Source organism: Rhizobium sullae, assembly GCF_900169785.1.
GTDB lineage: Bacteria > Pseudomonadota > Alphaproteobacteria > Rhizobiales > Rhizobiaceae > Rhizobium > Rhizobium sullae.
In genome coordinates this window covers 162,966-177,087 of sequence record NZ_FWER01000013.1, presented here as the reverse complement: position 1 = coordinate 177,087, position 14,122 = coordinate 162,966, and the positions used below count along the sequence as shown (strand labels likewise).

10 protein-coding genes are annotated in these 14,122 nt (G+C 58.2%); 3 read left to right on the top strand and 7 right to left on the bottom strand.

Translation table 11 applies throughout. From position 1 onward, the window contains the following. Positions 1–147 precede the first annotated feature (147 nt). Positions 148–1,833, top strand: a complete 1,686-nt coding sequence (locus BN1800_RS14090) for an FAD-dependent oxidoreductase (RefSeq protein WP_244564492.1) — start codon at positions 148–150, stop codon at positions 1,831–1,833. Positions 1,834–1,875: 42 nt separating this feature from the next. Here BN1800_RS14090 and BN1800_RS14085 read toward each other — a convergent pair whose 3' ends face one another. Both BN1800_RS14085 and BN1800_RS14080 read right to left on the bottom strand, forming a co-directional pair. After that, entirely contained in the window at positions 1,876–2,700 is an 825-nt protein-coding gene (locus BN1800_RS14085) for a methyltransferase, TIGR04325 family (RefSeq protein WP_244564491.1), read from the bottom strand. A 12-nt stretch (positions 2,701–2,712) separates the two neighbouring features. Then, positions 2,713–4,167: an oligosaccharide flippase family protein gene (locus BN1800_RS14080; RefSeq protein ID WP_179213787.1), complete on the bottom strand. Its 1,455-nt coding sequence runs from the start codon at positions 4,165–4,167 to the stop codon at positions 2,713–2,715. A 308-nt stretch (positions 4,168–4,475) separates the two neighbouring features. Between BN1800_RS14080 and BN1800_RS14075 the strand changes: the two genes are divergently transcribed. After that, a complete protein-coding gene (locus tag BN1800_RS14075) occupies positions 4,476–4,697 on the top strand; it encodes a hypothetical protein (RefSeq protein WP_086998386.1) in 222 nt (73 codons plus the stop codon). Here the strand turns inward: BN1800_RS14075 and BN1800_RS14070 are convergent. The 4 genes from BN1800_RS14070 to BN1800_RS14055 form a co-directional block, all read right to left on the bottom strand. After that, on the bottom strand, positions 4,687–5,379 hold the full coding sequence (locus tag BN1800_RS14070; RefSeq protein WP_027510213.1) for a sugar transferase: 693 nt from the start codon (positions 5,377–5,379) through the stop codon (positions 4,687–4,689). The genes BN1800_RS14075 and BN1800_RS14070 overlap by 11 nt on opposite strands. Before the next feature lie 208 nt (positions 5,380–5,587). Continuing rightward, positions 5,588–6,889 (bottom strand): glycosyltransferase family 4 protein, encoded by a 1,302-nt coding sequence (locus tag BN1800_RS14065; RefSeq protein ID WP_086998383.1) that lies wholly within the window; start codon positions 6,887–6,889, stop codon positions 5,588–5,590. 4 nt (positions 6,890–6,893) lie between these two features. Further along, entirely contained in the window at positions 6,894–10,154 is a 3,261-nt protein-coding gene (locus BN1800_RS14060; protein ID WP_167333900.1) for a nucleotide-binding protein, read from the bottom strand. Between the two features lie 32 nt (positions 10,155–10,186). Next, positions 10,187–11,521 carry a polysaccharide biosynthesis/export family protein gene (locus BN1800_RS14055; protein ID WP_027510212.1) on the bottom strand — a complete coding sequence of 445 codons (1,335 nt, stop codon included), beginning with the start codon at positions 11,519–11,521 and terminating at the stop codon, positions 10,187–10,189. Positions 11,522–11,824: 303 nt separating this feature from the next. Between BN1800_RS14055 and BN1800_RS14050 the strand changes: the two genes are divergently transcribed. Further along, positions 11,825–13,015 carry a glycosyltransferase gene (locus BN1800_RS14050; RefSeq protein ID WP_084606460.1) on the top strand — a complete coding sequence of 397 codons (1,191 nt, stop codon included), beginning with the start codon at positions 11,825–11,827 and terminating at the stop codon, positions 13,013–13,015. 54 nt (positions 13,016–13,069) lie between these two features. Here BN1800_RS14050 and BN1800_RS14045 read toward each other — a convergent pair whose 3' ends face one another. Beyond that, entirely contained in the window at positions 13,070–14,113 is a 1,044-nt protein-coding gene (locus tag BN1800_RS14045; RefSeq protein ID WP_086998376.1) for a Gfo/Idh/MocA family protein, read from the bottom strand. Positions 14,114–14,122 lie beyond the last annotated feature (9 nt).

The window sequence follows — 14,122 nt, the reverse complement described above, 5'->3', positions numbered from 1 at the left end:
TATGGACCGCCTACCCTCTCCAAAGTCGGTAGACGGCTTAGGCGTTTAGACACTTCTGGCGAGTTCCGAGATGTCCGCAATTTTGCTACTAAGAAATTGATATTGCGAGGGAAGAATATGACTGTCCACGACCTTCGATCAGCGTCGATGAACATGATACTTAGCGCCGACGTTGCAATCATAGGTGCCGGCCCCGCCGGGCTGACCATCGCTCGCGAATTGGAAAACACGCCGATGCGCGTCCTCATTATTGAGAGCGGCGGTTTTGAATACGAAGCCGAAACCCAGACCCTGAATGCCGTGGAAAATGTTGGAGAGCCTCTGTCGCGCGGGGACGTCGTGCCGGTTGGCCGCGGGTATACGGACAGTTTGGGATGGCTCAACGACATACCGGCTTTTGAGCTGCGCAACCGCCTCATCGGCGGAAGCACCCATACATGGATTGGCAAATGCGCAGCATTCGACGAAATCGACTTTGCAGCTCGCCCCTGGCTCCCCGTTTCGGGCTGGCCGATCACGCGCAGCGACATCCAGCCCGCACTAGAACGCGCCGCGACACTCCTCAACCTAGGGCCGAATATTTATGACGAACGGCTTCTAAGCCTGCTGCGCTTGCCGCCCGAAGAGATCGGCCTTGATCGCGATCGGTTGCGGAGCTTTTTCTGGCAGTTCAGTCATGAGCGGGCAACCAGCGGCGAGCCGATGCGATTTGCCAACATTTCCCGACAACTCAAAGCTCCCAATGTTGATTTCCTGACGCGGGCTACCGTCACGGAAATCAATCTCAATAATGACGGTCGGTGCGTGAGCTCTCTCGAAGCCTATAGCCTTGAGGGAAACAAGGCGATTGTGCGCGCCAAAACGATCGTGCTTTGCTGTGGCGGCATCGAAAACGCTCGGTTGCTGCTGGCGTCGAATTCAATGATGACAAACGGCATTGGCAACAGCAAAGGCATCGTGGGTCGCTATCTCGCCGATCATCCACGCACGTCTCTTGCTCGGTTTAATGGCGTGGGGATCGATGAAATCGCTCGGCATTTCAACTTCTTTGGTCTTCACCACAACGGCCGGACACACTTCTATCTTCGTGGGCTGTCACTCAGTCCGGATACGCAGATGAGGGAGGGCCTTACAAATTGCGCAGCCTATCCCGTTCAAGTCCATCGGGCGGATGACCCTTGGGCAGCGTTGAAACGCCTCCGGCATGGCTTCAGTCAAACGACGCCGGGCGACCTCATTGCTGTCTTCGGCGCGATGAATCTCGTTGCCTCGGGCCTCTACCGTCGGCTTGTCCAGAAGCGCGGACTGCCGCACAGATCCGTCGAGTTACGCTTTGATGCAATGGTCGAACAGCAACTCGATGCTGAAAGCCGGGTGACCCTTTCCGACCGGCGTGACCGCTTCGGCAAGCCTCTGCCGCGTGTCGATTGGAAGATAGGTTCAGTCGAGATTGAAAGCATGAAGCGGCTCGCCCTTTTGATATCGGACGAGTTCCCGCGCGTCGGGTTGCCGCGGCCACATCTGGCGGATTGGATCGCTGAGGATGACAACAGCAAGATGGCCTTCACGGATATGGCGCATCCTTCCTGCACGACGCGGATGGGTGTGGATCCCGCGACCAGCGTCGTCGATGCAAATGCAATGGTGCATGGCGTCAACGGTCTGTTCGTTGCGGGCAGCTCCGTGTTCCCAACGGGCGGCCACGCAAACCCGACGCTTATGTTACTGGCTCTTGCCATCCGTCTGGCGGATCACCTTAAGGTCCGCTTCGCAAGCGAAAGACCACTTCGAGCCTCGTTGCCCGACGCCGAAGCCAAAACTACACACCAGTAGATTGGTGCCGCAGTTTCTTTTGAAACTTTGCTGGTGTTGCCGTCAATTTAGGCGAAAATAAAAGCCACTGCTCTCGCTTGCACCCAGTTCTGGATGGGTGTCGATAACACTGGAAAGGGAAGGAATCGGCCAGCGATCGACCAGATGATATCCCAGACCTATAATTTCCGTCAGGAAATCGGCTTCATTGCGTATTTGGTAGGGTACATAGGCCGGGCCAATCCGTTCAAGCGTGACGACGGTAGTGCCCTTTCGAAGGGCGACCTTGTTCAGCAAGAGGTGGCGCGGCAATGTAGGCAGGCGCTTCAGCAAAACCGATGGTGAAACATCGAGATACTGCATCAGGCCGGAACCGAGAAACAACGACAGGGCGCCAGCATCCTCGACCCGATCCACGAAAGATAGTCTGGTCAACCCCTCTCGCTCGGCCATCCGCCGGCCGGCTCGAACGATCGCCGGAAGATCGTAAACAACCCATTGGAAGGAGTCGTCGAACGGCAAAAGCTTGCGGAATGCACGGTATTTGGTTCCCATATGGCCGCCGGCGTCGACAACTCCATCGATGTCATCCATGAGATGGCGCATCCAGAAGAGCACAGGGTAATCCCAGGGCGTGACTTGGCACATTTTTTCGAATGCCACATGTGCAACTTCGTCGTGATCATAGCCAGCGAGCGTTGATGATCTTGCAGCAGCAATGGCTTCATCGAAGGATGAATATGCACCGGTAAACCGGCGTGGAAACGGCGATAAATAGCGCAACCGACCTTGCACGGCCAAAATTAGGCCGAACGACCGGTTAAATCCGTTTGCGACATTACGCAAAAAAGGATGCGCATTTCTGGTTACATAGGAAGCAAGCATCATGCGATTGTCCCGTCAGTTACGGCCGACCACGAAAATCGGGATCAAACCGCTGTTCACTCTGCGCAATACAACCAGCGCGCCGACATAAATGGCCCCACCAGCTAAGACTTGAAGCGCGATGGAAGACAGACGCTCCATCGCAGAGACCTCGGCAACGTAGCCGAGCAAATAGACCGTTGCCGACATGGCGGCGATAGCGACCGCAACATAAGCGCAATTGGACAGCACACGATTCCAGGCCAGTCCGCCATAGCGCCCTTGCAGCCGTGTTGAAATCAGGAAAGACATGAGTGCGGCGGCGCACTGACCCAATGCTGTCGCCTCGATGCCAAAAGGCGCTAGGACAACGATCAGACCGATGCACACAACGCCGTTCAGAAGGATGGCGCGAGGCATCTTTGCGATGTGCCCAGTGAGCGAGAGCAAGGGTTCTGTTAGAAGGCCGGGAACGAGAAGGACTTGCTTGATCGCCAGTATGGCAACCAGGACGGCTGCCGGCGCCCAGTCACCACCAAGTGCAATATCGACAAGGCCCGTCGAAACCAGCGCCAGGCCAAGATAGACTGGAGCGGAAATGACCATAAGAAGCATCATGAAGGTCGTTGCCATGGCGCCGACATTTTTCGCAGCGTTTTCGGCGTCCGATTGCGCGACAGCCTGGCGAAAGACGGTCCAGGCCAGCATGCGCGCCGGTTCCCCGATCAGTTCCGAAAAGGCTGCGACGATGCGTTCGGCGGCGCGATAGTACCCGGCGTCGGCAAGGCCGACGAAACTCCCCAGTGCCAGAGTACCTGAGTAGGAGCGTAAGAAGAAGATCAGCCGGTTCGCCAGGATATGGCGCGAAAAGTTCAGAACCTCGATCATGAACGGCCACGTCAGATACAACTTCGGGCGCCAGCGCAAAACAGCGGCCGTGATAATCAGGCTCGTCACCTGCATGGCAAGCCGCCCCGCGATAAGCGAAATGACGCTCCAGCCGCTCCACAGGCCGATGAGAGTCACGCATAGGCCGCATAATTCCGCGACGATGCGTATGAAAGCCTGCTTGCGCAACATGCCTCTGGCTACGAGAATTCCATCATAGACAGTGGATAGCGACGACGGCAGGAACCAGCAGCAGTAACATGCAATCAGCGTGCCTTCCCATAACTGGTGAAGCGGAAAGGCGATGACCGCCGCAACGCCGAAGCCAATAGTGGTCACGAGAGTGCCGGACAGAACTGAAAGGGTGGCGACTTGATCGAGCTCGTCGCCGGCTCCGCCGGTCTTCATGACGAATTCTCCCCAACCGCCCTCGGCGCATACCACAAGGAGTATCGCAATTGCCGAACTGTATGCATAAAGGCCGAATTGTTCCAACGACAGGAGCCGGGCGGCGGCGATGAAAGCGGCAAGCTGTACCGCTTGTGAAATGATCTTCGCTGCCACAGTCCAAGCGCCGTCGCCAACGATGGACGGCAGCCGCATGGGGATCCAGGCTGATAGTTGGAAACGGTTTGATTTCGGTGCATTCGCAAGCGGGGGCGCCATCAATGCATCGCCTCGATAAAAAAGCAGGTGCTTGATTTCGGTTCGCCAAGTTCAAAGCAAACGGTCTCGAGTAACCGGATTCCCGTGATATTTAAGCTGCGATTGATACTATTCTCCATAGCCTGGAACCGCCCAAAAGGTCTTCGCATCGACGGTCCAAATTCAGGACACATTCGCCGGCTAAGCTTAATCTGCTCTAAATCTCGCACCGATAGACTGCCGATTCGGAAGAATCTCAAGCTGCTGTGCTGACAGAACTGAGGATTGGTGACCATAACAATGTGTTCAAGCCTTTCTTGTTGGCGGCCATGGGCCAAAACTCAAAGCCGTTGATGAAATACGCAAAACCACACCGCCTCATCTTGGGACGGATTCCGGTGCCCAAAGCAAAATACGGCCTGCGCTGGTTCGTGGCATTGTTCTGTCTGGCGTTTTGGATCGCTATCGCTATCGCCGTCATTTGGTAAGACGCTCCCTTTCGTTCTGCGCCAAAAACACGACAGCCACCGTTGTCCACAGGATCGCCAAGTCTGTTGTCAGCGAGCACGTGTTGTAATAGTCGACGTCGAACTGCACCCGTTCATCATACGTGGTGTCGCTACGCCGGTGGACCTGCCATAGGCCGGTAATGCCCGGCGTCATGGCGAGATAGTAGTGGATCTGGCGGCCGTAACGCTCCATTTCATCGGCCACGATCGGCCGCGGTCCGACAAGGCTCATATCACCGCGAAAAACGTTCAAGAGCTGCGGAAGCTCATCAAGGCTCGTCATCCGGAGATATTTTCCAAGCCAATGGACACGCGGGTCGTTGACCAGCTTCTGGGTTTCATTCCATTCGGCGCGCCGCTCAGGATCATTGGCGAGAATGCTGGCCAGCCGCGCATCGGCGTCCTTCCGCATCGACCGGAATTTCAGGCATGGGAATGAGCGGCCGTGGCGGCCGATACGCTCGTGGCGGAATATGAGCGGTCGTCCATCCACCAGCAGCAGGGCCACCGCGATAAGCGCGAAAAATGGCAGAAAGAAAACTAGAGCCGAACCGGAAATCAGGATGTCCCCGGCACGCTTCAGGCGATAATCTCTCGACGTCGGCCGTCTTAGCCGAGCCGATTGCCCATTCTGAGCAACGCCATCAAAGAACGATAGCATTTTCCAACCCCGTTATATCTCAACCTACAGTTAAGGTTGGCAGTGTCGGCCGGAATAGACAATTGACCAGAACGGCTAAGCCGTAGTCAGATAGAAGTAGGTCCGAGTACTGATGGCGGGACTACTGATTTATTGAACTTTTTGAAACTGTCGATACACGAGAGGACAGAACCGCTTTCAATGAGCGTATCTGCTCGATGCCGTTCAATTAAATGAATGGACGGCGATGCGCGGCGGATCGATTTCCGGACCGTTCAGGTAGCCTGCCGGCAACGCCGGCCAAGCTCGTCCGCTCCAAAATCCGCCCATAAAGAGCAATCAACGCTTCGCCCCAGGTTTCTGGGGAATGAGCTAGACTAGACGCCTTGATGAGGCCGTTCAAACTCATGGAGCGCACCATCGCATCATCGGCTGCAAGTTGTCGCATCGCCGTCGCCAGCGATCCGATGTTCCCCGTCCTGAATGTCAGCGCGCAACCGAATTCCTCAAGCTCGTTTCCCAACAAAGCGGCGTCAGGCACAATGACGGGAATTCCGCTTCCGATCGCCTCGACGGCGGCAAGCGCGAAAGGTTCCGGCACGCGGGACGATACGACGATGGCGCGCGCATTATGCAGGAGTTCGTGCATCTCCCCTTTCACTTTCCAGCCATGAATGATGACCTCGGGATAGTCGCGTTCCAATAGAGACCGCCCGGCACCATCGCCGATGATCTGAAGCCTCACATTGGCAAGCCGTGCCGCCCGCGCAGCATCCTCGAAGCCTTTTTCCGGCTCGAGCCTTCCCACGAAGAAAAAATCCCGCATCGTCCAAGGTTCGGCCCCTCTGCGCAGAAACGGCTCCACCGGATTGCGAATGGTCTCGATATGATCAGTGCAGATGCCGGAACGCTCGAAATATTCGCGCATCCGTTGGTGCACGATGACGATATTGGCCGGGAGTTCACTCGTCGGATAGAGCCTTTCGCGCAGCACATGCCGGGCGGAACGCCAGATTTTCTCGTGATAGCCGCGCTTGTCGCATTGCGTCGTCATGCATGGCACCGACATCGGCGTGAGCAGGCAGACGGTGTCTTTCCGGTAATTTGCAAAGCCGCCGTTCGGGCAGCACAGGAAATAATCATGCGCATGCAGGACCACCCGCTGGCGGACCGGCCATAGGGCCTGGAAGATGGAGGGCGAAAGGATCTTCGACCAGCCGTGGACATGATAGATCGTCGAAGCCGTGTCGGCGCTGTCGATAACCTCGCGCACGGCTTCGAGCGCCTGCGTGTTGTAAAGCCCGCTGATTAACGCTGCGATGCGGCCCTGATCGGTCAGCGGCGCACCGCCGAGATTGATGGTGTCGTCCGCCGGCAGCTCGCTTCCGGCCGCGTCGCCCGCCAGATAGGTTACGGGAATGCCGGCGCGTTTGAGCAGGTGCGCCGACAGAATGGCAAGGTTGGAGGCTCCTCCAACCTTTGTCGAACGATCATTAATGACGACAACACGGTCGGGATAGCGCGTGATCACGACCCTACCCCATCGTTCTGATCTTCTGCGGTGCAAGCCTGCCCGTCAGAAGATCGAAAAGTGCGATCGCATTGCCCTTGAGGCGCCCTTTCCGGTCGACCCAGGGTTCGGGGCGCCAGACTTTGACGAGATTGGCGGCCAGATTCCGGCCCATTTGCGCAGCCGCCCGTCCGGAACTCAGCGTTTTCTTGCGCACGAGATAGATCGGATTGGCGATCTGCGAATATCCGAACTTGATGCCGGTCGTTCGTCCGGCCTTCGTACCGAGATGCACGCCTTGGAGATGGTCGGCACACATGACCTCGCCATATCGCGCCATCATGCGGCTGAAGTCGACATCTTCGAGCCAGCCGTAAAACGGCAGGTTCTCGTCAAACCGGACTCCTGAAGCCACGATCGCCGAAACGCGGACAGCCATGTTGCAACCATAGGCGTTATAGATCGGCTTGAAGGATTTCTCGTGTTTCTGCGGGCGGCGAACCTTCTCTACCAGCTTAAGGCCGTCGCAGACCGAGATGCCCGCCCCGGTGATCCCGTCGGCGATGACCGTGCCCGTCGACATGACGATATCGCGCCGGGTGCGAAACAGGAGCTCAGTGTCCTCGATATAAGTGGGCGTCATCAGGAAATCGTCGTCGAGGAAGAGCACCACATCCGCATCGACGATGCTGTCGAGAATTGTGTTGCGCTGAAGGCAAAGCCCGCGCTCTGAAACCAGCACCCTGACCGGGCATGCAAGCGAGGAAAGGCTCATTCGGTCGACATCTTCGAGCAAGGGCACGCAGATGACGACCTCCTCGGGCTGACGCGTCTGGCGCGATATATGGGGAAGCACGGCAGAGAGGATTTCGCTCCTGCCTGAACTCGCGATGCCGACAGCCACCTTGAGCGGGCGCCCGCGCGGCTTGTCATTGAAGGCCAGATGGGGAGCGGCCGGTTTTACGGCAGGTTCGCTCGGCCGCGACGAAGCAGGCTTTCTCGGTGAACGCTTCCTGCCGCCGCTGCGATTGGCGATGATCCCGAGAAGGTTGACCCGCGACGTGCCAAAGCTCGCAAGCGCGGCGGACAGCCGCTCGATGGTCATTTTCTTCGGCTTGCCGACGACAATCGCGATGCCATCCAGATAGCTGAAGATATGGCGGGTATCCGCCGAACCCTCAAATGCCGCCAGATCGACGATGACGACGCCGTAGCGCTGCCGGAGCAACTCGATTTCCGTCTTGAACGCGGCAAGATGACCGAAGATCTGATGGGATGCGGCAGACCGTGTTGTCTCCTCGACGGTCAGCACGGGAACCAGCGTGGAGGCTTCAGCATGCTCGTCGACCCTGCTTCTCCTGCTCCTGCGGCCGTGCTCGTCGTGACGTGCCACGACATGTTCCGCGGCTTGCGGCTCATCTGCGCCAATATGATCTATCCGCAGCGCGCGGAGCCCGAAGTCCTCCCCGGCAGCACTTGCCACTTTGCTCAGGAAGCCGTTTTGGAAATCGGCATCGACGAGCACGACCGGCGTGCCTTCATTCTGGTAGAGCTGCGCGAGGTTCGCGGCAACCGTCGTCTTTCCTTCGCCGCTGCCGACCGACGTGATGCCTATTACCATTGGCGAATTGGGTCGGAATGCCGAACCAATGGAGCTCTTCACGCCTCGCAAGGCCTCGGTGAAATCGCAATAGGGCGCATCAAGCACACGGCGTAGCGGCATCGCGGCCTGCAGGTTTGCCGCCTTCGCCCCGGCGGGCAAAACTGCCGTTGCGCCCTGAAGCGGCAGGCTGCCGAGCGAAGCTATGCCAAGCTCCTGACGCAGCCTGGGATTCAAGTGAATCCCCTTGCCCTTTCCATCGACAAGCAACGCGAGCAAGAGACCACCCGCCAGGCCCATCAACGTGGTGAAGGGCAGGATAATGGAGGATTTCGGCGAGCTCTTCGTCAGCGGCGCGGACGCGGCCGTCACGATACGGGCATCTCCGAGCGGAAACGACTGCTTCTGTAGCGTACCGGTCAGTTGCTGGAGAATTCCTTCGTAGATGCGGCGATAGGTCGTTGCACGGCTTTCCATTTCCGTCAGTTTGACACGCGCCAGGTTTTTATCTCTGACGGTAGCAGTCAGTGCTGCCATCTGGTCGTTGAGAAGCCGTTCCCGCGCTTGAGCAACCTGGAGGGTCGTTTCGTACACCTTCTGAACGCGGACGAATTCATTCCTGATCTCGCCGGTCAACCGAGCAACTTCATCTCTGGCAGCCACGATCGCAGGGTTGCCGGAGTCGTAGCGGCTCACGAGAGTGTTCAGCCTGGCAGTTGCGAGACTGACGTCCTCCTGCAGCTTTTGTATGCGGGGATTGTCGATAGTCTCCTGAACGCTGCCGCCAATCGCCTCTCCCGCCATCAGTCGATTGAGGGTTTCTAACTTGGCAGATGCCGCCGCCGTCTCGGCGCTTGCCGCCATTGCCTGACTGCTAATTTCGGACAATTGCTGCTGGTCCAAAGACGCCGTGCTGCCAACCTCCATGATGCCGTTCCTGGCCCGGAATTCTTCCGCATCCAAAGCCGCCTCACGTGCTTGCTTCTCGACGTCGATCAATCGGGTTTCCAGCCAGTCTGCCCCGCTTTGGGCGGCTGCTGCGCGCGCGCCGACGGTGGAATCCATGTAGGCCTGTGCAAGAGCGTTCGCAGCCCGGGCTGCCTTTTGAGGATCGGCGGATCTGTAGCCGACTTCAAGGATATACGATTGTCCTACTCTAACGACCGAGACCCGCGACAAGAACGACGCCATCGTACGGCGGATGAGTCTCTCATCATCGGATGTCTTCTGACCAGGTTCGTCAGATTGAACTGCTTTGCTGATTACCGACCGAAGCCAGCCCTTGGCGACCGACTGCCACGACGCGTTATCCTGGATTTCGGGGTCCTCATAGAGGTTGAGCTTGTTGATAACTGCTTTCGCGATTGGCTCCGACTTGATTATCTCCACCTGGCTGGCAATTTCCGCAGCCTCGATGATGATCGTTCCCGTGAAAGCGTCCTGCGATGCGATCTGGCCCTGCTCGGGATCCATGACGAGGCGGGCGGCCGCGAAGAAAAGGGGTGGCTGCGTGGCGACATAAACACCACCTGCGGCGGCGCCTACCGCCGTGAAGAAAGCGAGCATCAAGGTGTGGCGCCGGAGAAAGCGCCATATGTCACCGAACGATATATTTTCCGCGTCAGGTGATTGCTTCTTGCCGAACTGATCGCCGGGGACAAGCTTGCCGATTTCGTGAACAACCATATCGTTTTGCCCGATCCTCGAATTCATGTGATTTACTGCACCCGCGCAGGAGGATTGGCGGATGAAAGCATAGAGCCGTCCAGGTTCTTGGAAACATTGTAGCGAACATCCAGCACGTCCCCCGGCTCGAGCTGCGCGCTTTCCAGGACCCGCGCGCCAGTGCCGGCGCCACCTCGGGTGACCCAGTATTCGAGGGGCTGCAGATCGACTGCCTGAAGGCTCTCGTTGCGCGCAACAGAAGCGCCCGCGGCCTGCAGCAATTGGACGGTCGTGGAGCGCTTCAACCGTACATCTTCCAACTCCGCTTCCGTTGCTTGCAGCTCCTGGCCGACCTCCGTCTTTCGCTGGCCTTTCAGGTTCAGTGCGTCGCGTTCCGTTTCGTTCAGCTTTTGCTTGGCCTGCATGGACGCAACGACGAGATCGAGCTTATTGCTCTGCATGTCGGCGACGACGCGCTCGAGAGCTGTCTTGCGTGATGTGGTCAAGATCTTGGTATCGACGAGCCTTGCGATGTCTTCAAGTTCATCCCGGGCTATCGTCACTTGCCTGTCCTGCGCGACCATCTTCTCATCAAGAACGGTGATTTCACTTTGCAAGAGCTTTGCGAGATCTGCTGCTGACTCCAGTTGCTGCCGCAATGCCTCGGCTCTTGCTGTGAAAAGGTCGCTTTCGCTTTTCACGATCCGGCCCACGACTGAATCTGGAGGCACACCGGTCAACTCGGGTGGAAAATCCACGGAAGGCTTTTCGTTCAGCTCGGCGATCAGTCTGGCGCGCCGGGCCATGAACTGTTTTGCCTGAAGTTCGAGGCGGCTGAATTCGCCGGCATAGCGAATCTGCTCGGCGTCGGCATATTCGCCGGAGCGGTCATTGCGGCGTTCGCGCCCGCCAGCTAGGGCAAGGGCTTGCTTGACGGTCAGTCCCGGCCGGAATTCGAACTCGTTCGGCCGCTGGACGGCACCTGTGACATAGACCATCGGATATTTGGCGACCTCAACCGAGGCGATGGGAGCGGTCGCAAGCCCGGTCAGTTTCTTGATCCTCTCGCCAATCAGGAGCGCCGTCTCTTCCGTCGTCTTGCCGAGAACGGCAATCTCGCCCACCATCGGCATCGAGATGTCGCCGCGCTGAGACACGGCATACTCACCGTTGAGAGCGGTCCATTCCTTATACTCGCCCGTCGACGACACCCATTCCACGACCGAGACCTTCATCCTTGTCTGCGGTCTGATGCGGTAGCTGTCGCCTGCGGCGTCGACGGGGGCCGTGAAAGCGGTGCCAATGAGTCCTGCCGCCATGATGAAGCGGAGGACACGACGGGCGCGGGGCAATGCAGTTCTGGGATTGCGTACGGCAGCAATGGGCATGGCGCGACCTTGTTCTCCTCGTCATTCTGCAGCGGGAAAACCGCCGAATGCCGATGATGCGCCTAATGCAATTCGAGTAAATCCACCGCGACGCAGGCTGCTTTAGTCCAATCTGAGGAAGACGGAGTAGAAAACGGCCGGTCGCTTACCCCACTTGCGGTATCTCAGGTTTGGTATCCTGTCCGCATAGGTCTTTCGGTCGTGGCTCTACACCGTTTTAGGGCCGCGGCAGACCAATCTGGGCTCTGTGGAACGCCCCGCGCTTCAACGATGATGCTACGACTAGTTGGCGAGGGAGACATTATGCGTGTCGCGATTGTTCATTACTGGCTGGTGTCGATGCGCGGCGGCGAGAAGGTCGTCGAGGCCCTCTGCGATATGTTTCCGGACGCCGATATCTTCACGCTTGTTTACGATGAAAGCCGTGTCTCGGAAAAAATAAGGGGACATGTCGTCAAGACGTCGTTTCTGCAGCGCCTGCCGGGTGCCATCAGGCATTACCAGTCGCTGCTTCCGCTGATGCCCTTCGCGCTCGAAAGTCTGGATCTCAGCGGATACGACCTCATCATCTCAAGCGAATCCGGCCCCGCCAAGGGCATTATCGCTCCGCCACATTCGACGCATGTCTGCTACTGCCATTCGCCGATGCGTTATATCTGGGACCACTATCACGTCTACCGTTCGCATGCCGGACTTGCCTCCAGAATAATGCTTCCGGTGATCGCCCCGCTGCTGCGGTCCTGGGATGTCAGCACCAGCATGCGCGTGGACCGTTTCGTCGCGAATTCGCACCATGTGAGAGCGCGCATCGGCAAGTATTACGGACGCTCCGCCACGGTCGTCTATCCGCCGGTGGCAGTCGAGGACTATGCGCCGTCGGATGCCGTCGAGGACTTTTATCTTTGCGCCGGGCAGTTGGTCTCCTACAAACGGGTCGATCTCGCCGTCAGGGCCTTTACCAAGATGGAGCGCAACCTCGTCGTCATCGGCGAAGGCAAAGAGCTTGCCATGCTGAAGTCGATTGCGGGGCCGAGCGTGAAATTCCTGGGGCGAGTGCCCTTTTCGGTCCTCAAGGAAAAATTGGCCCGATGCCGAGCCTTGATTTTCCCCGGAGAGGAGGATTTCGGCCTTGTCCCGGTGGAAGCCATGGCAAGCGGCCGGCCGGTCATCGCTTTCGGCAGCGGAGGAGCGCTTGAAACGGTCGTTCCGGAACAGACCGGCCTCCTATTCTACGAGCAGAGTATTGAAGCCATCATCGACGCAGTGCGGTCTTTCGAAGAACACGCCGAGGAGTTCGATCCCGAAACCATTCGTACGTACGCAGCGCGGTTCAGCACCAGGAATTTCAAGTTCGGAATGGACTCGATCATCCAGGAGGAGCTTCGGGCGAGAAAAAGCAGCACACTTGCCGCGATCTCCCATGCGGAGACCCGGCGGTTTCCTCTCGACAGCGTCTTTCCCGTCCCACCGCCTGGAACGGATATCGTCCACTGACGGAGCATCAGCGCTGATAGGGTTCGCAGCGCTTTTGCATGCTTCAGATCGAAATCACACTTTAAGTTCGCGCCGTTCGCGCTCGGCGACCATGGCAAGATCGATCACCTTCTGTAGGTTGGCGGCGTGGCGGAAGTTGGGGTCGGGTTGCAGGCCACTCATCACCGCCTCGGCAAAACGCTGGTAATTGGTGAGCACTGGGGCGACCTCGATCTCCCTCCAGGTCGCACTCTCGACATCCCCGCCAAGGCAGCCGTGCAAATCCGAGCCGGAAGGACGATGGTTGACCTCGAGGCTTCCTCGCTCGCCGTAGATGCGCAGCTTCAGCTCGTTGAGATGGCCCGTCGCCCAGCGGCTGGCATGCACCACGCCGAGCGCGCCGTTGGCGAAGTCCACCGACATCGTGAAGCTGTCGTTGGCGTCGAGCATATATTCGCCGATCTGACCGCCCGGCACCTTGTTGAAGGTCTTCAGCCGGGCAAAGACGTGATCAATGTCGGTTGCCGCACCATAGGAGGCAAAATCGAGGATATGGATGCCGACATCGCCGAGCACGCCGGTCGAACCGTGACCGGTCGAGAGCCGCCAGAGCCATGTCGATTCCGTACGCCAGTCGCCCCAGGCGCGCGACACGAGCCAACTCTGTAGATAGGATGCTTCCACGTGCTTGATGGTGCCGAGCTCGCCGGCGAGCACCATCTCGCGGGCGCGCTGCAGTGGCGCCACATTGCGATAGGTGAGGTTCACCATGTTGACGACGCCGGCCGTTTCCGCTGCTTCCGTCATTTCCAGAGCCTTCGGATAGCTTTCCGCCAGCGGTTTTTCGCAGAACACGTGCTTGCCCGCGGCAATGAGCGCCATCGTCGTTGGATGGTGGACACGGTCCGGCGTGACGTTCGTCGCCGCATCGAACCCACCCCAGGCGATCGCCTCGTCCAGCGTCAGAAAGCGCTTTTCGATCGCGAATTTGTCGGCGAAGGCAGCAAGGCGGGTGGCATCGGTATCGACGGCACCGACCACCTCGAGACCGCTGATGCGGGTGAAGTGGTCGAGCTGGTTCTTCGCCATCACGCCCGTACCAAGAACGAGTAGTCGCATGAATGCTCC